This is a genomic window from Sulfuricurvum sp. (assembly GCF_036279695.1).
Taxonomy (GTDB): domain Bacteria; phylum Campylobacterota; class Campylobacteria; order Campylobacterales; family Sulfurimonadaceae; genus Sulfuricurvum.
In genome coordinates this window covers 88,874-110,046 of the sequence record NZ_DASUIQ010000065.1, presented here as the reverse complement: position 1 = coordinate 110,046, position 21,173 = coordinate 88,874, and the positions used below count along the sequence as shown (strand labels likewise).

General features: G+C 47.4%; 18 protein-coding genes. 14 read left to right on the top strand and 4 right to left on the bottom strand.

Annotated elements, in window-relative coordinates; translation table 11 throughout:
• Window positions 1–2: 2 nt before the first annotated feature.
• The 3 genes from dsbD to VFW36_RS06710 all read right to left on the bottom strand — a co-directional run bounded on the left by dsbD (window position 3) and on the right by VFW36_RS06710 (window position 2,518).
• The gene (gene dsbD / locus VFW36_RS06720; RefSeq protein ID WP_329658042.1) at window positions 3–1,805 is read right to left on the bottom strand and encodes a protein-disulfide reductase DsbD; all 1,803 of its coding nucleotides are present in this window, start codon (window positions 1,803–1,805) and stop codon (window positions 3–5) included.
• A gap of 259 nt (window positions 1,806–2,064) precedes the next feature.
• The gene (locus tag VFW36_RS06715) at window positions 2,065–2,307 is read right to left on the bottom strand and encodes a DUF2442 domain-containing protein (RefSeq protein ID WP_329658041.1); all 243 of its coding nucleotides are present in this window, start codon (window positions 2,305–2,307) and stop codon (window positions 2,065–2,067) included.
• Window positions 2,291–2,518: a DUF4160 domain-containing protein gene (locus tag VFW36_RS06710; RefSeq protein ID WP_329658040.1), complete on the bottom strand. Its 228-nt coding sequence runs from the start codon at window positions 2,516–2,518 to the stop codon at window positions 2,291–2,293. Before VFW36_RS06710 ends, VFW36_RS06715 begins: the two co-directional genes overlap by 17 nt.
• Window positions 2,519–2,653: 135 nt before the next feature.
• Here VFW36_RS06710 and VFW36_RS06705 point away from each other — a divergent pair, with 135 nt between their 5' ends.
• Both VFW36_RS06705 and ppk2 read left to right on the top strand, forming a co-directional pair.
• Entirely contained in the window at window positions 2,654–4,570 is a 1,917-nt protein-coding gene (locus VFW36_RS06705) for a thioredoxin domain-containing protein (RefSeq protein WP_329658039.1), read from the top strand.
• Between the two features lie 23 nt (window positions 4,571–4,593).
• Window positions 4,594–5,541, top strand: coding sequence for a polyphosphate kinase 2 (gene ppk2 / locus VFW36_RS06700; protein ID WP_329658038.1), 948 nt, complete (start codon window positions 4,594–4,596; stop codon window positions 5,539–5,541).
• 13 nt (window positions 5,542–5,554) lie between these two features.
• Here the strand turns inward: ppk2 and thrC are convergent, their stop codons facing one another.
• Complete coding sequence (gene thrC, locus VFW36_RS06695; RefSeq protein WP_329658037.1) at window positions 5,555–7,024, bottom strand: threonine synthase; 1,470 nt, start codon at window positions 7,022–7,024, stop codon at window positions 5,555–5,557.
• A gap of 107 nt (window positions 7,025–7,131) precedes the next feature.
• Here thrC and VFW36_RS06690 point away from each other — a divergent pair, with 107 nt between their 5' ends.
• The 12 genes from VFW36_RS06690 to VFW36_RS06635 all read left to right on the top strand — a co-directional run bounded on the left by VFW36_RS06690 (window position 7,132) and on the right by VFW36_RS06635 (window position 21,173).
• Window positions 7,132–8,364, top strand: a complete 1,233-nt coding sequence (locus VFW36_RS06690; RefSeq protein ID WP_329658036.1) for an extracellular solute-binding protein — start codon at window positions 7,132–7,134, stop codon at window positions 8,362–8,364.
• 48 nt (window positions 8,365–8,412) lie between these two features.
• Window positions 8,413–9,630 carry a diguanylate cyclase gene (locus tag VFW36_RS06685; protein WP_329658035.1) on the top strand — a complete coding sequence of 406 codons (1,218 nt, stop codon included), beginning with the start codon at window positions 8,413–8,415 and terminating at the stop codon, window positions 9,628–9,630.
• Window positions 9,631–9,695: 65 nt separating this feature from the next.
• Window positions 9,696–10,295 (top strand): CDP-alcohol phosphatidyltransferase family protein, encoded by a 600-nt coding sequence (locus tag VFW36_RS06680; RefSeq protein WP_329658034.1) that lies wholly within the window; start codon window positions 9,696–9,698, stop codon window positions 10,293–10,295.
• Complete coding sequence (locus VFW36_RS06675) at window positions 10,292–11,230, top strand: phosphatidate cytidylyltransferase (protein WP_329658033.1); 939 nt, start codon at window positions 10,292–10,294, stop codon at window positions 11,228–11,230. The genes VFW36_RS06680 and VFW36_RS06675 overlap by 4 nt, the downstream gene beginning before the upstream one ends.
• A 9-nt stretch (window positions 11,231–11,239) precedes the next feature.
• On the top strand, window positions 11,240–11,860 hold the full coding sequence (locus VFW36_RS06670; RefSeq protein WP_329658032.1) for a lysophospholipid acyltransferase family protein: 621 nt from the start codon (window positions 11,240–11,242) through the stop codon (window positions 11,858–11,860).
• A 67-nt stretch (window positions 11,861–11,927) separates the two neighbouring features.
• Entirely contained in the window at window positions 11,928–12,911 is a 984-nt protein-coding gene (locus VFW36_RS06665) for an amidohydrolase family protein (RefSeq protein WP_329658031.1), read from the top strand.
• Window position 12,912: 1 nt separating this feature from the next.
• Window positions 12,913–14,616, top strand: coding sequence for a bifunctional alpha/beta hydrolase/class I SAM-dependent methyltransferase (locus tag VFW36_RS06660; protein WP_329658030.1), 1,704 nt, complete (start codon window positions 12,913–12,915; stop codon window positions 14,614–14,616).
• A 2-nt stretch (window positions 14,617–14,618) separates the two neighbouring features.
• Entirely contained in the window at window positions 14,619–15,950 is a 1,332-nt protein-coding gene (locus VFW36_RS06655) for a dual specificity protein phosphatase family protein (protein WP_329658029.1), read from the top strand.
• 49 nt (window positions 15,951–15,999) lie between these two features.
• Window positions 16,000–16,314, top strand: a complete 315-nt coding sequence (locus tag VFW36_RS06650; protein ID WP_329658028.1) for a metalloregulator ArsR/SmtB family transcription factor — start codon at window positions 16,000–16,002, stop codon at window positions 16,312–16,314.
• On the top strand, window positions 16,311–18,440 hold the full coding sequence (gene aas / locus VFW36_RS06645) for a bifunctional acyl-ACP--phospholipid O-acyltransferase/long-chain-fatty-acid--ACP ligase (protein WP_329658027.1): 2,130 nt from the start codon (window positions 16,311–16,313) through the stop codon (window positions 18,438–18,440). The genes VFW36_RS06650 and aas overlap by 4 nt, the downstream gene beginning before the upstream one ends.
• A complete protein-coding gene (locus tag VFW36_RS06640) occupies window positions 18,437–19,711 on the top strand; it encodes an MFS transporter (RefSeq protein ID WP_329658026.1) in 1,275 nt (424 codons plus the stop codon). The genes aas and VFW36_RS06640 overlap by 4 nt, the downstream gene beginning before the upstream one ends.
• A complete protein-coding gene (locus VFW36_RS06635; RefSeq protein WP_329658025.1) occupies window positions 19,701–21,173 on the top strand; it encodes a YiiX/YebB-like N1pC/P60 family cysteine hydrolase in 1,473 nt (490 codons plus the stop codon). Before VFW36_RS06640 ends, VFW36_RS06635 begins: the two co-directional genes overlap by 11 nt.

Sequence of the window (21,173 nt, the reverse complement as noted above, 5' to 3'; positions counted from 1 at the left end):
GATTATTGTCCTAAGTGTTTGATAAATTCTTGCGGCTCTTTGAACCCTACAATATCGGCATCTTTTTGGCGTGTTCCGTTTTCATCGAAAAACAATATCGCCGGAGGACCGAAAATTCCGAATTTGCTGCTGATCGCACGTGAGGCTTCATCGTTAGCGGTGAGATCAACCTGTACCAAAACATAGCTGTCCATCGCGGTTTTAACCCCCTCATCACTAAAGGTTTTTTCTTCGAGTTCTTTACACGCGGTGCACCAGTCGGCATAAAAATCGACCATCACACGTTTCCCTTTGTTTTCTGCCAAAATAGCATTTAACTCTTCGATAGAGGTGATCTTTTCAAATTTTTTATGCTCTTTTACCGAAATTGTCGCAGCCTGTGCTTGGGAAATAAACGGATCAAGCGGATGTAAAATATTTTTAGCACCAGCCATACCTCCGACCAAGAGGCTAATTCCATACAATAAGATCATAAATCCGAGCGCTTTGACGTTTGCACGGGAACTCCATGACGGATGAACGCCTAAGGGTTCTAACGCATTCATATTGATTGCTACAAACACCGCTAAACCGCCCCACAACAACAAGGTTGTATTTTCATCCAACACACGTCCCATCATCCATATCGCAATACCGAGCAACATAACCCCGAATACCGCTTTGATGACATCCATCCACATTCCCGGTTTCGGCATAAAGCGACCCGACGTTGTCCCGACAATCAGCAACGGAATCCCCATTCCGATAGAGAGGGAAAAGAGGGCTACCCCACCGAGCAGTGCATCACCCGTTTGACCGATATAGATCAGTGCTCCCGCCAACGGTGCCGCGACACACGGTCCGACGATCAGTGCCGACAAGAAGCCCATGATCGCGATTCCGATCACTCCGCTACGCTGAGAGCCGAGTTTACTGAGACGTGATTGGATGAAATTTGGAATTTGCAACTCATACACATCGAACATCGATAACGACAAGAGGACAAAGATGAGCGCAAATGCGGTAATAATCCACGGTGTTTGGAACGCAGCTTGGAGGTTCGCTCCGAACAGACCGGCTAAAACACCCGCGATCGTGTATGCAACCGCCATGGATAATACATAAACAAGAGAGAGTAAAAAAGCTCGCTTTGTCCCCATCCCTTTACCTTGGGCAAGAATAACCGAAGAGATGATCGGAATCATCGGGAATACACACGGAGTAAGTGCCAACAACAAACCGAATCCGAAGAAGCTCAGAATGATAAACCAAAGGCTTCCCCCTTTGATCACTCCGGCGATTTGATCCGTTTCGGATTCTTTAACCTCTGCTTTAGGTGCAGGAGAGGCTGCGACATCGATCGCTTTGGTTTCCACCGCAGGGGCTTTTAGAACAGATGATTCACTCATCGGAACTTTGGAAGCGTCCAACGTCACCTCCAACGTTTTCTCCATCGGTTCATAACACAACCCTGCGCTTGAGCACCCCTGATAGGAGAGTTTGATTTTCACCTTTTTTTCGCCGCTGAGTTCTTTGGTTTTTAAGAGCGCGATGCGGATCGCGGGGGAGGACTCATATACGCGCTCACCGTCAAGCTCGATCGGTTCAACCATCGTTACCGATTTAAAATCGATCCCGTCTTTTTTATCCGCATCTTCTACTTTGAGCTTATCGGCATAGATATGGATCTGATCGCCCATAATCATCTCAACACCGATTGTCTTAGAGTCAACCATTTTGGCTGAGGGCTTGAATGCCTCATCCGGCTGTAAAAAACCAACCGCCCAAACATTTAATGAAATAAGTAAAAACAATAGTCCACGCATACATAACCTTCTTGAAAAATCGTCTCTATTTTATCACAATTAGCTGTTACGAAACTCATAGAGAAACATTGTTAATATTTTTCAGCTTAGACATAGCCGTAAATGAGAAAATATAACACCGTTCGCCATGAGCCTGTCGAAGGGTGTTTTGTTCATGGTTCGACAAGCTCACCACGAACGGAAAAGTAGATTATGCAAGAAGTCTAATAAAAACAGAAAAACAGGGTCAGGTATTCAATCTTCACTTTTACAATTTTGTTTAGGCAACTTTACTATCGGTAACTTCCAACATACTTTCGATATTGAGGTGATAATCCAACTCTTCCCACTCGATACCTGTATTCATGCAAATTAATTTATAGTTTTTTAGTTGAGATATGGTCGCTTTTTTAAGTGGTTTGTACCATTCGATAGGTGTAGATATAATTCTCTCATCTTCTAACTTGACATGCAAATAAGTATCATCGAAATGGACTTCTTTCCCTTTAATTAAACCACTCATCCCACATCCTTTCAAATTCATTTTTATTTTCTTTGATAATTTCAAGTGCTACTTTTAAATCTTTGGCTTTTAAATAGTTTTGCACTACTGTTAAACTTTCCAATTCAACCTTTGCAAACCCTTCATTTTTCATCACATGAATATGTTTAGGTTCATGTTCATTTGCATAAAAAAAGAATTTAAAACCATTTAGATTCAATAACGTCGGCAACTGAAAATCCCATATTTTATTATCACTAGTATAGCATATTTTATTTCCTCGTTTAGAATGAGGATAAAATAATATTTTTCAGCTTAGACATAGCCGTAAATGCTACACTACCCGCAATTTTACACGGAGCATCCTATGTCCAACCGACTCGCCCTCGAAGATTCCCCTTATTTACAACAACATAAAGATAACCCACTGGAGTGGTATCCGTGGTGCGACGAAGCGTTCGAAAAAGCCCGTCGTGAACACAAAGCGATCTTTATCTCTATCGGATACAGCAGCTGCCACTGGTGCCATGTGATGGAGCATGAGGTATTTGAAAATCCGCAGATCGCCGAGTTCGTCAATCAACACTTCGTCTGCATCAAAGTCGATCGGGAAGAGCGTCCCGACATCGACAAGCACTACCAAGAGCTCCATAATCTCCTCAACCGACGAAGCGGCGGATGGCCTCTCTCTATTTTCGCCACCCCGCAGAACAAACCCTTTTATGCCGCTACCTATATACCGCCCCATAATCAAAATCAGATGATGGGATTCAGTGAGCTCACTGCTATCATCGCCGAAAAAGTAGCCCAAAATGACGAAAAACTCTTCCAAAACGCCGATGAGATCACCGCGTTTATGCGTCCGAAAAACGAAAGTGTCCAAGCGACTGTTTTGAACGAGAAAATCATCACCCAATTTATCCTCCAAGCTCAGCACAACTACGATGAGAGCAACGGCGGATTTTCCAAATCTCCGAAATTCCCCCATGTTTCCACCCTAAAAACACTCCTCACGCTCGAGCGGCTCCAAAGCGATGAGAAAATCAAAAAAATCATAACTCATACGCTCGACTCGATGGCGTTGGGGGGATTATACGATCATGTGGACGGCGGATTTTGCCGCTACAGCACCGATGAGTCGTGGCTCGTTCCCCATTTCGAAAAAATGACCTATGACAATGCCCTCCTCTGCGAACTCTATGCCCATGCAGGGATGGTGTATAGCGATGATCGATACCTCAAAATCGCTAAAGAGAGCGCCGATTTCATGATGCAATTTATGATGGAGGATGATCTGTTTTACAGCGCCAGCGATGCCGATAGCGAGGGAGAAGAGGGAAAATACTTTGTCTTCTCCTACGATGAGATCATCACCGTACTCGAAAAGCTCTCGATCTCGAATGTCCATGAAGCGGCGCACTCCATCGGCGCAACAGGGGGGGGGAATTTCGAGGGGCACTGCATCATCCGCCTCTCCAATAACGAACGTCCTGAATGGTTTGAACCTTTTTGCCGAGAACTCGGCATTTTACGTCAAAGCAGAACCTACCCCTTTATCGACCGCAAAGTGATCACGGCATGGAATGCGATGATGATTCAATCGCTGTTTGTTTTGGGAAAATCGAACAGCACCTACCAAGCGCAAGCGATCCGTTCCCTCGAAAAACTGAGCGAAACGATGTTTTTAAACGGGTTCCTCAAACACTCGACCCTTATCCATAAAACACCAAAAATTGATGCCTTTTTAGAGGATTACGCCTATTTGTGCAGTGCATTGATCGAAGGATACCAATCGACGTTTGATGAGCGCTATCTCATCGATGCACAGCGATATGCCAACAAAGCGTTGGAGCTCTTTTATGAAGAGGGGAAATGGTATTTCAGCCGTGGTGCCTTTACGACGGTAGCCGAGATGGATGATGGTACCTACCCGAGCGCGCTCGGAGTCATGGTCAATGCACTGCAAAGTCTCGGACTCCTCGTCGATCCGAAATACAGCCGTTTCGCCTTTAAAAGCCTCGAATACGTCTCCCTCAAACTGATGAAAACACCGATCTATTACCCTACCCTCACCGCTGAAGTGATCCGCCATCTTAAAGAGCAACGGTTGATCAAAAGCAACTCAGAGAATCTATCAAACATAACTGCCCATCTGAATTACCCCTTTGTTCTCCTCAAAAACGATGAAACGCTTCAAGAATTCACCATTTGCGGAGAGAATTCATGTTTTGCGGCAACAAAAGAGATAACAAAACTTGACGAATTAATCTCATCAACGTTATAATCAAAAAAAGTAAGGGGCAGTGAATGGGTGCAAAAAGCGCAATGGCAAAAGCTGAGATCACGGAAGCTGAAAAGATAGATGATGTCGTTCACGACGACCGACGCAAAACGCCGGAAGAGAATAAAAAAGAGCGCCGCAAAAGAAGCAAAGTCGAAGAGAGACTCCCCGTTTGGGTCAAACAATCGGTTTTGGAATACGAAAAAGAGCTAAAAAATCTCCAAATCGAACTTCTCAAACTCCAAAACCACGTCAAGGACGAGGGACACAAAATTCTCATGATTTTTGAAGGGCGTGACGCGGCAGGCAAAGGGGGGACGATCAAACGGATCACCGAACATCTCAACCCTCGCGGTGCCCGTATCGTCGCACTCGAAAAACCTTCCGATGTCGAAAAAACCCAATGGTATTTTCAACGCTACATCAAACATCTCCCGAGTGCGGGCGAAATCGTCCTCTTTGACCGTAGTTGGTACAATCGCGGAGGCGTTGAGCCGGTTATGGGATTTTGTACCCCCGAAGAACACCAAGAATTTTTGAATCATGTCAGCGAGTTTGAACGAATGCTCGTCAACTCAGGGATCATCCTCTTTAAATTCTACTTTTCCGTCTCCAAAGCTGAACAAGCCAAACGGTTCAAAGAGCGTAAAACCGACCCTCTCAAGCAATTCAAGCTCTCTCCCGTCGATGCCAAATCTCAAGATATGTGGGATAAATACACGGGGGCAAAACTCTCTATGTTAAAAGCTTCCCATACCGGAACGGCACCGTGGATCATCATCCGATCCGACAACAAGAAAAAAGCCCGTGTCAACTGTATCAAACACATCTTATCGAGTGTTCAATATCCGTCCAAAAATCCGCCCGATCTAAAAACATCCAAAAAGATTCTGATTTGGGGTGACGAAGAGATCAAACTGATGGAGAGCGGAATACTCCGCAGTGACAATAAAGAGCCCCACACAAAAAGCTAACCCTTAAATAGGGTTAGATAAACTTAAGGATTTCGGCTTCGATATTCTCTTTTTCAATGACGGTACTTTGTGTGATCGGCTTAGTGAACAGCCCTTTGATCATAGCGGGAATCGGTGTTTTAGCCGTTTTTGAGATGGATGCTAGGGCATCGATGTCGTTCGCATCCTTTTCACCCGTGAGGGCGTTCGCAATCGTCGGAGAAAACTTCGTCCACTCTGCGGTTGAATAAACGATAGTTTTAAGAGGCTTGGTGGCACAGCAGTCATACGCTTTGAAACAGGTCGCCGTATGCGGATCCATCAAATAGCCCGTATCAAACGCCTCTTTGATATACCCTTTCCCCTCCGCACCGTTACAATAATCGGCGGCAAAAAAGCTTTGTAGCTTCATCGTCTCATTATCGCTCAACGCATAGAAACGTTCCGCTTCGAGACCCGCCATCAGCTCTTTGGTTCGCTCGTAACCGAAAAGATCAAACAAGATACGCTCGACATTGGAAGAGATCAAAATATCCATCGCAGGTGATGTGGTCGCAACGACATGCTCGCCGCGCAAATCATAGCGCCCCGTGTTGATAAGACGGGTAAGGACGTTATTTTCGTTGGATGCGATAATGATCTTCTCGACAGGAAGACCCATTTTATAGGCGTAATACCCGCCAAGAGCATTTCCGAAATTCCCGCTTGGGACATCGAGATAGACTTTCTCACCCATAGCAATGACGTTTTGGCGAACCAGTTCGAGATAGCTGTGGATGTGGTAGATGATTTGAAAAATAATTCGTCCGAAGTTGACCGAATTTGCCGCAGAGAGGGAAATGTTTTTCGCTTTAAGGGCATCTTTGAACGTTTGAGAACCCAAAAGCTTTTTCAATGCACTTTGAGCATCATCGAAATCCCCTTTGATCCCGATCACTTTGAGATTTTGGGCATCTTCGGTCACCATTTGGAGGCGCTGAACGTCCGAGGTTCCCCCATCAGGATAGAGACACGCGACACGAACGTTCGCTCTGTTTTTAAAAGTTTCCAACGCCGCAGGACCCGTATCGCCGCTCGTTGCCGCTAGAATCAGATATTCCTCTCCGCGCTTTTGAGCGATAGAGCTAAGAACCACACCGAAAGGTTGAAGTGCCATATCTTTGAACGCACGGGTCGGTCCGTGATAGAGTTCGCTCACATACAAATCATCACGCACTTTGACGACCGGAACGGGGTTGGTCGGATCGTCGAATTTATCATAGAGGGAGAGGGCTTCATCGATTACGGAGCCGTCAATATCGATGGCAAGCATTGTGAGTAAATCTTTCGCCAGCTCTTTATAACTGGAGTTCAAATGCTTAGAGAGGAACGCTTCTCCAAGATTGGGCAATTCGCTCGGAACATACAATCCGCCGAACGATGCGATGGGACTTAAAATCGCCTCTGAAAAGGTAACCTGTTGTGGATGGATTCCGTCATTTCCGCGTGTTTCAATAAATTTCATTGGTTCACTTTATACAATTTTCGTGATTATAACAAAGAGCCTCTCAGCACTTGCTTAGTTAGAAAAGATACATTAAATCTTAGCAAAACGTATGGTAGAATAATCAGATGAAGCTTTTTACACTATTTTTCGCTCAAATATTGTTCATTGTTGGATTGATGGGTAATGAACCACCACTCACTAATCTGAAATATTGGGTTCTCTTTAGTGGCGGAGATGCCAGACCGATGCAACTGATGGTGGATAAGTTTAATGCCTCCCATAAACACATCAATGTTAAGATGAAAATTATAAAATGGGCAGAGTATTACCCCACTCTAAATAAAAATATTCACACCAAAAATGCTCCTGATATCGCTATCGTTCACGCATCACTACTCCCGTGGTATGTGCATCAAAATGCCTTAGCCGATTTAAATTCTTATGAGATACCGTGGAAGAATTTTTCCCCCCATTTGATTCAAGCGATCCGATTTGAACAAAAACATTATGCTCTCCCTCTGGATATGCATCCACAAGTTATGTATTTCAACAAAAAATATTTGGCACAGGCTCATCTTTTGGATAAAAACGGTAATCCAATCATAAGAAGCGGCATTGAGGGATTCGTAGAATTCTTACAAAAACTTCAAAAATCACTGCCGCCTGATGTCGTGGCATTCTCTACCCCAAACGACAATGTACTTAACTGGTGGATTTGGTACAGTCTCTATTCTCAACAAGAAAACGGAGGGTATATACTCAACAACAAAGCAGCCATTAACAATCCGGCGGGGAAAAAAGCGTTTGATTTTTTTTACAAAATGAGAGAAGCCAAAGTTTGGAATCAAGAGATACACGATGAAAAAGGCTACAACCTCTTTAAATTTAACAAAGCAGCAACAATGATTACAGGGGTTTGGACGACGTGGAATTTTCAACAAAATAAAGAGCTTGATTTTGGTGTCGTTGAGTTTCCGAAACTTTTTGATAAGAGTGCCAATTTCGGAGATTCACATACTTTTGTCATCCTAAAATCCAATGATTTGTCCAAACAAAAAGCCTCAGCCGAATTTATCAAATGGATTTCAGAAAACTCCTATGACTGGGCGATCTCAGGTCAGGTTCCCGCCAATCTAAACGTTTTAAAAACAGAAGAGTTCAAAAAACTCCCTTTTAGAAAAGTTTACGTTAAATCGGCACATGATATGGCACTCTATCCTAAAAATCTCAAACTCAAAGAGTGCAATGATGCCATGATTACGATTTTGAGTGATTTTTTGATGAGTCATGATTCGGTGGATGATGTCATGATTAAAGCAGAAAAAAGACTCAACACTATATTAAAAAAGTCCGAATAGATGTTTATTAAAAATTCCATATCAGTAAAGCTACTCAAAAAAATATTTTTGATCTATTTTGTCATCACCTTGATCATGACGATTACTCAGATTATGATTGAATATTACGATACCAAAAACAATGTCCAAAAAGATCTAGTCTCCCTCGAAAATACTTATATAAATTCACTCCAAAATGCTATTTGGGATATGGATGTGGATCAAATAGAGAGTTTGAGCGATTCCATTTCCAAACTGTCATTTGTAAAAGAGGTCATCCTTTTGGACCCTTCCGGAAATATTATCACTCATCATCAAGCACATAACATAACCAACCGTTTTTCTCATGAATTTAACATATTTAAAGTACATAATATGCAAAAAATAGTGATAGCAAAAGCGATCATCTCCTCCGATCAAAACAGTGTTATCGACATTGTCAAAACAGGGGTAATTCTGATAATCCTCAATGCCATGATCAAAAGCGTGATATTGTTATTTTTGTTTATTTGGGCATTTCAAAAAAATCTCGTTGAACCCCTTACCGATCTTACCAATCAAATCGGCGACATTGAATTTGACAATCTCGATCAGCATAAAATCAGTGTAAATGTTCCTAAAAGCAGCGAGCTTGATCTCCTCCAAAAAAAGTTTAATTTGATGATTGAAAAACTTAATCAACAAAAAAATATCATTTTAAATGCCGAACACGACTATGCCGCTCAACTGGAGCAAGAGGTGAAAGAACGGACATTAGAACTCGAACAACTCAACATAGGGTTAACCCATATCGCTACAACCGATTACCTCACCAACATTCGAAACCGACGAAGTTTTTTTGATGTCGGAGATCAATATTTCGTTATGGCAAAACGAAATCAAAAAGAGCTCTGTGTTTTGTCATTCGATCTTGATAATTTTAAGGCGATCAACGATACATACGGGCATCAAGTGGGAGATCAGGCACTCAAACAATTCGCCGATAACTGTAAAAAGCATCTCCGTGAAAGTGATGTTTTCGGACGGATGGGAGGGGAAGAGTTTACGGCATTGCTGTTTGAAACATCTTTAGAGGAGAGTATCCTATTGGCGGAACGAATCGTCCAAAGCACCTCCAAAATAGCCATCTATTCCGAAAAGGAACCCATCTTTTTTACTGTCAGTGTCGGTGTCGCCTCTATCCTCCCAAGCGATCAAAAAATGGATGATCTTCTCTTACGTGCCGACCGTGCCCTCTACCAAGCCAAAGCAAACGGACGGAACCAAGTCATTAGTTCGGAGTGTTAAGCCCAAAAAATAGTATTTTTTGTTTTTTTACACTAGAATACACCATCTTTTAAGACGGAATATATATGGCGACCATCTACGATCTCAAACCCGCTTTCCAAAATCTTCTTCGTCCTACAGTCCAAAATTTGGCGCGCTTAGGGGCAACTCCGAATCAAATCACCTATGCGGCACTCGCTCTCTCTTTTATCGCGGGGGGTGCTGTTGCACTCACCCACGGTGCGCTCTGGACACTGCTATCTATCCCTGCGGTGATGTTTGTGCGGATGGCGCTTAATGCGATCGATGGGATGCTCGCCAAAGAGCACGATATGAAAAGCGACGCAGGGGCGATGCTGAATGAAATGAGCGATGTCCTCTCGGATGCGGCGCTTTATCTCCCTTTTGCTCTGATCGGCGGTGTCTCGGCACTTTGGGTTGTGTTATTTGTTATTATGGCTATCCTCACAGAAATGGCGGGGGTGTTGGGAGCACTCATCGGGGGAGTGAGACGCTATGATGGACCGATGGGGAAAAGCGATCGAGCGTTTGTGATCGGCGCCCTCTCGCTGGCTCTTGGGCTGGGAGTTTTGCCTGATGGGTGGTTTGATGCCATTATGATCATCGCCACGCTGATGGGGGGATGGACGGTGCTTCGACGCTCTGTGCGGGGGTTAAAATCATGATAGAGACAATCACCACACTCTTTTCGGGTAAAAGCGGGATTGTTTTGCTGATTATTTTAGGGATATTGGCGTTTGCCACGTTGATCGTATCGGTGATCTTTCGCACCAAAACGTCCCAAGAGTTGAAAGACCGCGTCTATTCGTGGTGGATCATTATCGGCGCATTTATACTCGGGGCGATGCTCAACACGACCGTAGCGATGTTCTTTTTCGCTCTCATCAGCTATCTCGCCCTCAAAGAGTATTTCACCCTTATCCCCACCCGTCGCACCGATCGTCGTATCATCTTTTACGCCTACCTCTCCATCGTGTTTCAGTACTGGTTCGCGGGGGCGCAGTGGTATGGGATGTTTATCATTTGGATACCCGTCTACCTCTTTTTGCTCCTCCCGTTTCGTCAGGTACTCATCGGGGAGACGCAGGGATTTTTAGAGAACACGAGCCGCGTGCAGTGGGGGCTGATGATGTTTGTCTTCGGTCTGAGCCACCTCGCCTATATGATGACTCTCCCTGCTGTGGCGGGGCATGATGTCGGGGGAAAAGAGTTGGTGCTCTATCTCGTCGTCCTCACCGAACTCAACGATGTATTACAATATCTCTGGGGCAAGGCTCTGGGTAAACATAAAATCGTCCCGAAAGTAAGCCCCAACAAAACGATCGAGGGGTTCGTGGGTGCATTTATCACCCTCAGTGCTCTCGCGGTGGCATTTTCGTTTCTCACCCCTTTTACGACGCTTCAAGCGCTCGCGGCGGGGATGCTCATCAGCGGCGCGGGGTTCGTCGGCGATGTCGTCATTTCGATGGTCAAACGGGACATCGGGGTAAAAGATTCGGGGCATCTGCTGCCTGGGCATGGGGGGATACTTGATCGTGTCGATAGTCTCACCTATACCGCACCGCTTTTTTTCCATTTCACCTACTATCTCTACTATTAGGATAACACGATGCTAAAATGGCTCTTTTTCGCCCTCATCGTCCGTCCTACGGTATTGCTGGTCTTCGGAGTGCATGTGCGGGGGCGCGAACACCTAAGTCACGACAAACCCTGCATCATCGTCGCTAACCATAACAGCCATCTCGATACGCTGGTACTCATGAGCCTCTTTCCCCTGCGCAAAATCCACCGTATCCGCCCCGTCGCGGCGGCGGACTATTTTATGAAAAACCGCCTCATCGCGTGGTTCTCGACCCAGTTCATCGGGATTATCCCCCTAAGTCGAAAAGTAGAGAGATCGCACACGCATCCCCTCGAATCGGTGCGCCAAGCCCTCGAAGCGGGGAACAGCATCATCCTCTTCCCCGAGGGGAGTCGCGGCGAAGCGGAGCAGATGAGTAAATTCAAATCAGGAGTCGCCCATTTGGCAAAAATGGCTCCCCATATCAGCGTTGTCCCCATCTATCTCGGCGGCGCGGGAAAAGTGCTCCCCAAAGGGGAAGCGCTACTCGTCCCCTTTATCATCGATGTTCATATCAATGAGCCGATGATGATCGGCGAAGAAGATACTCAAGCGTTTACGGAGCGGTTGGAAGAGGTGATTAAAAAGGCGGGGGAGAAGGATGTATAAATTTCAGGATAATTTTAGGAAAACACATTTAATATTTCGATATGTCTAAGTTTTTAGGAATATAGTTATGAAAACCATTGATATCCATACCCACCTTCTCAGCAGTGATGTAGCGTTTGATCGTTTTTACGACAAATTGGCATTGCGTTTTTTTGCCAAAAAGTTCGGAATGAACCCCAAAGCACTCGTCCGCGATCCCTACGGCGAATACACCCGCGCACTGGTCGAATCGGTCAGAGGTTCACGACACGTTGAGAAAATCGTCCTCTTCGGTGTCGATGCACGGGTTGATGAAGAGGGAGAAATTCTTCACAAAGACATCACCGTGTGTGCGACCAACGAAGACGTAGCGGCGTTGTACCGAGGGAACGAGGATGTCATCATCCCCTTTTTCTCCATCAATCCCAAACGCCCCGATGCGCTCGATCTCATCGACCGCTACGCCGATGCGGGATTTGCGGGGGCAAAGTTTTTGCAAAACTACTGGGGGGTCGATACCCGCGAAGCGCGTTATCGTCCCTATTTCGACAAACTCGCACAGCGCGATCTGCCGCTGATCGTCCATGTGGGGAGTGAGAGCAGTGTTCACTCTTTTAAATCGTGTGAGAGTATCGATATGCTGAGTCATCCACTCGAAGCGGGGGTTCAGGTGATCTGCGCACATATGGCACTCACCTATGAACCACGCCAAATATTCAAAGCCCTCTCCAAAAATCCGAAACATTTTAACGACGAGTACTTTATCCTTCTCGAAATGCTTAGAGAACATGATAATCTCTATGCTGACATAAGCGCCCTCCTCACCCCCGTGAGAGCAAAAGTATTGCGCCATCTGAGCAGACAGAGCGACATCCATCACAAGCTCCTCTTCGGCACCGATTTCCCCGTACCCTTTAGCACGATGCTCAACAGCTACGATCTCCCCTATCGCAAACGCTTTTCTCTCTCACGCGAAGCGAACCCATTTGATCGCTATGCCAAGGCGATTTTAGAGTACTTCCCGGCAGAGAGTCCCATCTATACCAACTACACCAAACTATTAGGAGAATAAGATGACAACCGGAAATTTCGCAAGCTTCGATGGCTCAGAGCTTTTTTATCGTGAATGGTCGCCGCAAAATCCTAACGGCAAAATCGTGCTGCTCCTCCATCGCGGACATGAGCACTCAGAGCGACTCGATCCCATCGCCCGTAACGCGATTTTCGAGGGGTACAAAGTGTTCTCGTATGACAATCGAGGGCATGGATACACTAGAGCCGAGGCGACCTATGAGTTTATGAATCTGGTACGCGATTTGGAGGCGTTTGTCCGCTTTGTCTGTGCCAAAGAGGGAAAAAGCGCCGAAGATATTTTCGTCGTCGCCAACTCGGTCGCGGGGGTCGTCGCTTCGACGTGGGTGCACGATTATGCTCCGCGTATCGCGGGGATGGCACTGGTCGCTCCGGCGTTTGTCATCAAACTCTATATCCCTCTCGCCAAACCCTCACTCGATTTGATGATACGGTTTAATCCCCGCATGAACATCAAATCCTACGTCAAAGCGAAGTTTTTGACCCATAATACGATAGAGCAGGAGCGATACAACACCGATCCGCTCATCACTCCCAACATCCCCGCACGACAACTCGTGACACTCCTCGATACCGCAAAACGGATTGTGGAGGATGCGAGCCACATCGTCACCCCGACATTGGTACTCTCGGCAACATCGGATTATGTCGTGGACAGTCGCGTTCAAAAGGTATTTTATGAGCGTCTCAGTTCCCCGTTAAAACGGTTCGTGGAGTTGAAAGGGTTTTATCACGGTGTCCTCTATGAAGCGGAAGCGCACAAAGCGATCGATGCCATCGGAGTGTTTATGGAGGAGTGTTTCAACACCCCTAAAACCGATAAGAGTGAGCATCTCATCGCGTTGACCCAAAATGAAAAAGATAAAATCGCACGAGGGGAGATCACCACGTGTCAAAAGTTCTCTTTTGGGGTTCAGCGTTTTATGCTAAACACCTTGGGGTGGATGAGTGATGGGATGAAAATCGGGCTGAAATACGGGTTCGATTCGGGGGTTACACTCGATTATGTCTACAAAAATACCCCAAGCGGTGTGGGTCTGCTAGGGAAACTCTCCGATAAAAACTATCTCGAGAGCATCGGATGGAGAGGGATTCGTCAGCGTAAAGTCAACGCTATCATTACTATCCGCGAAAAAATCGATCAGCTGCGCGGCGAGGGGAAAAATGTAAAAATTCTCGATATTGCCGGAGGACCCGCCCGCTATCTCATCGAACTCGCAGAGGAGTACCCCGACATTGAGGTACTGGTGCGCGATTATCAGGAACAAAACGTCGAGCAAGGGCGCGCATTGGCAAAAGAGCGGGGTCTCTCTAATATCCGTTACGAGCAAGCCGATGCGTTTGATAAAACCAATTACGACCGAAATACCTACGAGCCGAATATCGTTGTCGTCTCAGGGGTATTTGAGCTGTTTGAACAAAATGCACTGATCCAAAATGCCATTGAGGGGATCACTTCGATGATCGCACCGAATGGGTATTTGGTCTATACGGGTCAGCCGTGGCATCCGCAGTTGGAACAAATCGCCCATGTGCTTGGGAACCATCAGCAAACGCAATGGATAATGCGCCGCCGAAGCCAGTATGAACTCGATACCCTCTTTGGCTCCTACGGGTTTGATAAAGAGGGGATGCGGATCGATGATTGGGGTATTTTCACCGTCTCATCGGCGCGACGTAGATAACCATGTATCCGTTTGATCCTGCCCTAGATGCCTCTGCCACCCTCAAAGAGCGATTTGTATGGGTACTTTTTATGGGAGCGCTCTTTTTTATCCTCTACGGTGCGGCGAATCAGTACGCTTCGCTCACCCCCCACCCCTCGATTTTTATGGAGTGGGAGCGGCACATTCCGTTCGTCCCCTCATTCATCATCCCCTATATGTCCTCGGATGTGATGTTTTGTATCGCATTTTTGCTTCCGCAGAGCCGTTTGGAGCTTCGTATCCTTGCGTTGCGGGTGCTCTTTATCGTTGCTTTATCAGTCCTCATCTTTACCCTTTTTCCGCTCCAATTCGGATTTGAAAAACCCAAAAGCGATGAGTATCAATGGCTCTTTGGGGTTCTCAGTGCCGATCTGCCTTACAATCAGCTCCCCTCGTTGCACATCAGTTTTGCCATCGTGCTGTGGATGTCGATGCGCGCTCATTTGAAAAACGTTTTTCTAAAATACGCCGTTGCTCTGTGGCTTTGGCTCATCGCCCTCTCCACACTGCTGGTGTATCAGCACCATTTTATCGATCTCCCGACGGGGGCACTCATGGGGGCACTCGCTATCGCCCTAATCCGTCCGAATAACCGGCTTCTGGAGAAGTTCACCACTCCGCGCAGTCTCAAAGTGGGGCTTTATTATTTGGGTGCGGCGGTTTTGTTTCTCGTCGCAGCGTTCGCATATCACTCCCTCATCGCACTGTGGCTGTTTCTCTCGATGGCAGCGGTAGCTATCGTCTATGCGTTTGGACTCAATCATCTCATTGCAGGGGAAGAGTCAAAGGCTTCATTATGGCAATGGATCGTGTTTGCCCCCTATTTTATCGGGACAAACCTCTCATGGCGATGGTACAAACAAAAATTGCCGTTAATGAGCCACGTGGAGGAACGCATCTATTTCGGACGTCACCCATCATCCCACGAATACGACCTTATCCGATCCCTTGGGATCAACCACGCGATCAATCTGGCATTGGAACATCAGATCAACCGCTCTACACTGGAGCAGACGAGAATACCATTTTTGGATTTGACGATCCCCTCTCCCGAGGCACTGCACCGCGTCGTTATGATGATCGAAGATAAAAAAGAGCGCGGTGTCTATGTCCATTGCGCTCTAGGGCTCTCTCGCAGTGTTATGGCGATCGGTGCGTGGATGTTGTACCGTGGACACACGATGGAGCAGATCGAAGAGCGGCTCAATAGTATCCGTAGTGCCTATGTCAAATCGAAATACGTGTATGTGGCACTGGGTCTGTATCAATCGCATTTAGAATCACTTCGCGCGAGTGATTCAGTCTCATATTAGCTCAGATTTATTATCATATCTATATGTTTAAGTTTTTAGGATTATAACGATGAAAACCAATTATACCCATGCTCTTCCGCCCGAATGGAAACCGATGTCCGATATTTTTACCGCGTTGGGGGATGAACACCGTCAGCGGATGCTGATGCTGTTCGAGCCGGATGAGCGGCTCACAGCGGGGCAAATCGCCGATGCCTCGACACTAGCACGCACCACCGTATCGCATCATCTCAAAATCCTCCGTCAGGCCGAAGTGCTCTTGAGCGAGAAAAAAGGGAAAGAGGTGTGGTTTTGGATCAATAAACCTCTACTGGAGCAAACGTTTGGCAATGTACTCAACTATTTACAAGGAAATTCTCAATGATTAAATCGATTTTATATGTAATCGTCCGTCTTTTATTTCGGATAAAAGTAGTCGGAGAGTTTCAACGCGAAGAAAACCATACGATTATCATAGCCAACCATCAATCGTTTTTAGACGGGCTGATTTTGGGGTTGGTACTTCCGATCAAACCGGTTTTCGTGGTCAATACCGAAATCGCCAAACGCCCGCTGGTAAGAGCATTTTTATCGCTGAGCGAATACCTCGCCATCGATCCCTCCAATCCGATGGCGATCAAACAGATCATCCGTCTCGTCGAAAGCGGTCGTCCTGTCGTCATTTTCCCTGAGGGGCGGATCACGACGACGGGAAGTTTGATGAAGATTTATGAGGGGTCGGCGTTCGTCACGGTCAAAACGGAGGCGACGATCCATCCCGTGATTATCGAGGGGGCGACATTCAGTACCCTCTCACGGATGCACACGGAACATCCGAAACGGTGGTTTCCGCAAATCACCCTCACCTATTGCACCCCGACCCGTCTGCGTATCTCTGAGGGGGGAAGTGCTCATGAAAAACGTACCAAATCGGGCGAAGCGATGCGTACACTGTTGCAACAGTGTATCTTCGAATCGCGAACCCCAAATACCCTTTTCGGAGCATTCGTCGATGCGGCGGAAGATTACGGTTATTCGCACCGCATTGCCGAAGACACCAAACAAATCGAGTACACCTACCGACAGGTGCTAACGATGGCATTGGGATTGGGGAGACTCCTCTCCCCTCATACCGCTCCCAAAGAAGCGGTTGGGGTATTGATGCCCACAGCGGTTCCGACATTGGGGCTTATTCTCGGACTCAATGCGTTTGGACGAACTCCCGCAATGCTCAACTTTACCGCCGGAAGCGATGGATTACAAAATGCCTGCACCGCCGCACAGATCAACACGATCATCACCTCCCGTGCTTTTGTAACACAAGGGAAACTCGAACCCAAACTGGAGGGGTTACACGGTGTAACGATCCTCTATCTCGAAGACCTCCGTCCTCAAATGCGTCTCATCGACAAACTCTGGCTCATGGGATTCGCACGATGGTTCCCGCGTGCAGTGATGCACAAAGTAGCTCCTGAAGATACGGCGGTGATCCTCTTTACCTCAGGGTCGGAAGGGAAACCCAAAGGGGTTGTCCTCTCGCACGATGCGATTATGGCAAATATCGCTCAACTGCGTTCCATCGTCGATTTCTCGACGGAAGACAAAATGCTCAATGCCCTGCCGATTTTCCACTCCTTCGGTTTGACAGCGGGGACATTGTTGCCGATTATGGGAGGGATTCCCCTCTTTTTGTACCCATCCCCACTGCATTACCGCGTTATCCCAGAGATCGCGTATGACCGATCGTGCACGATCCTCTTTGGAACCAGCACCTTTTTGAACCATTATGCCGCCCATGCCCATCCCTACGATTTTTATCGCCTCCGCTACGTCGTAGCCGGAGCTGAAAAGCTCTCGGAGAGTGTCAAAGAGCTGTGGTTCGAGAAATTCGGGATACGGATTTTCGAAGGGTACGGGGCGACCGAAACGGCTCCCGTTATCGCCGTCAATACCCCGATGGCGTACCGAAGCGGCACCGTAGGACAGATTTTGCCGGGGATTGAGGCAAAACTCATTAGTGTTCCGGGGATCGATGAGGGGGGAATCTTGCACGTCAAAGGACCGAACGTTATGAGCGGCTATCTACGTGCTGAGCGTCCCGGATTTTTGGAAAAACCGACCTCTGATGCGGGAGAGGGGTGGTACGATACGGGAGACATCGTCACGATCGATGAGCGTGGATTTGTTCGCATAGCGGGACGGGTCAAACGGTTCGCCAAGATCGCGGGGGAGATGATCTCCCTCGAATCGGTTGAGAAACTCGCCCTCACCGCTTCACCGAGCCATTTTCATGCGACATCATCCCAAAATGATGAGTCCAGAGGGGAAGCCCTCGTCCTCTTTACGACCGACAGAGAGCTAAAACGCGATACCCTCCAACAAGCCGCACGGGAGCGAGGATACCCTGAAATCGCCGTTCCTCGCAAAATCGTTTATGTCGATGCCATCCCTGTTTTGGGGACAGGCAAAACCGATTACGTCACCCTCAAATCAATGGCGGCGGATGCATGAGCAGTCCACTTTATCTGCTCAAAACACACCGTTTTGCCCCGCTGTTCGGAACCCAGTTTTTAGGGGCATTTAACGACAATCTCTTTAAAAATACCCTTGCGGTGCTCCTCACCTTTCAAGCCGCCGAGTGGACTTCGATCTCCTCCGCCCTCCTCGCTCCGCTGATCGGAGCCGTCTTTATCCTCCCCTTTTTCCTTTTCTCAGGAGTGGCGGGAGAGTTGGCGGATAAGTTTGATAAAGCGCGTCTCGCACGTATCGTCAAAGTGTGGGAGATCTTTTTGATGGTGATCGCCACGGTGGGATTTGCGACCCATTCGTTTATCACCCTTATGATCGTCGTGTTCGGGATGGGGATGCACTCGACGCTGTTCGGTCCGATCAAATACTCGATCATCCCTCAGCACATGGGGGAAAATGAGCTGGTCAGCGCCAACGCCCTCGTCGAATCGGGGACATTCGCCGCGATTTTACTGGGGACACTCATCGGCGGGGTACTATCGGGAATCCCCAACGGCGGAGTGATTGCCGGTATCGCCTCCATCGCGGTCGCCATCATCGGATACACCCTCAGCCGCTATATCCCAAACGCCCCCTCCCTGAGCCCTGAGATGCCGTTTTCGCTCAACCTCATTGCCCAAACACGCAACGCTATCCGATTGGCGTACCAAAATCGGATGGTTTTTCTTTCTATTTTGGCGATCTCATGGTTTTGGCTTTATGGGGCATTGCTCCTCTCTCAGTTCCCCTCATTCGTTCAATCGGTGTTGATGGGGGATGAGACGACGGTGACGATACTGCTGAGCCTCTTTACCCTCGGGATCGGTGCGGGTTCCATCCTCTGTGAGCGGCTCAGCCACCATAGCCTCCGCGTCTCGCTGGTTGTTATCGGAGCTATCGGAATGGGGCTGTCGGGGATCGATTTTGCCCTTGCCGCGCAACACTTCACCACGACAGGAGATATATACGCAAACCCGCAGTTTTTCCATATTCTCTTTGATCTAACCCTCATCGGAGTGTTCGGCGGGCTTTATAGCGTTCCGCTGTATGCCCTGATGCAAGGGCGAAGCGAAGCCCATTCTCGCTCCCGCATCATCGCCGCCAACAATATCCTCAATGCCCTTTTTATGGTTTCAGGTGCGGTTGTGACGATACTACTTCTAGGAGATGGTTGGAGTATCCCCGATATTTTTCTCCTCGTCGGCATTACGACTTTGCTCGTTGCAGGAATCATTGCACGACTAATCCACACAAAGGCAAAAAATGAATTATAGAACCCTCATAATCTCACTGACCCTAGCCGCATTTACCCTCCTCTCCGCCGAATCGGATTTGGCACAGCTGGTGAATACCGCCCGTCAAAACGACGCGATAGCGGTAGAAGACCTTATCCGCCGTTCTCTCGATCTTCGGGAAAAGATCCCCCCTTTTATGAGTGAAGCGGAAAGCTCAATTCGCTCGCACAAAGGGGCACTCCCATCGACCCTGTCGGTGAGAATCGCCAAATCGATCCGTGAAGCCGATGCCGTACGAACCAGTTTATTTCCGTATGCGTTGCGCTACCGTAATGCGCTTTACCGCACCGATGAATCGTTAGGGGATCGCGACCGTATCGAATCAATCGTGATTTCAATGGCGGCGGCGCTGACTCTCTATGACAATGCCCAATTTATGCAAGATCATATGCATGACAAAAGCGAAATCCGCGCTAAACTCAATGAAGCCTATCCCGAGTACGGAGTGGATGAAAACTTTTACAAAGACTCACTGATGAGAGCCAATACCCTCACCTATCGCTCCACGATGCTCGATGCCATCCGCTTTTTCGAGGATAACCGCAAGACGATTGCTCTCTATATCGCTCAAGGTGACCCTTCGATCCGCTATCTATACGATTACATCGACCACTCACCGATGCGTGCGACGTTAGGGGGAGATAACGCGTTCAAAGAGATTGCCGATCAGGTGAGCGTACTCGTCTCCCGTACCGCTGAATTGCCGTTCTCAACCGTCGAAAAACTCAAATTCACCTTTTCAAAAGTGCTAGGCAACACGATGGGGATGGTACGATGGCGCAGCGGAAAACTGCGTGAGGACAAAGCATTTCTCGCTGATTTTTCGGCACAGCTCAAACCCGGAGACGTATTGCTGGAAAAGACCCCATTTGCTTTGACCGACAAAACGATTCCGGGGCATTTCGGTCATGCGGCGCTCTACATCGGAACGTATGAACAGCTTCGCGATTTGGGAGCATTGAACGAACCGTTTATTAAACGCCATCTCGATGAGATCAAAGAGGGCAAAGTGATCCTCGAAGCGCTTCGCGAGGGGGTCGTACTTAACAGCGTCGAGCATTTTATGAATATCGATGACGTTGCGACACTCCGTCCGAGCCATTTATCCTCCGATGAGATACGCGGTTCATTGGATCTGGCACTGAGCAATTACGGTAAAAAGTACGATTTTGATTTCAACGTCAACACCACCGAAACCATCGTCTGTTCTGAACTCGTCTATGTTGCCTATCCGCAGATCGATTTTGTGACGAAAAAAGTATTGACGAGCTTTACGATCTCACCCGATGACATCGCCGTCCTCGCCTCAGGAGATACCAATGCTCCGTTGGAACTGACATTTTTTGCGCATGATGGGAAGAAGGTGTATGCCAAAGGGGAAAATGACGAAGGGGAGAAACTCTATCGAACCCTTGTCGGGATCGAAGAGAAATATCGCTAA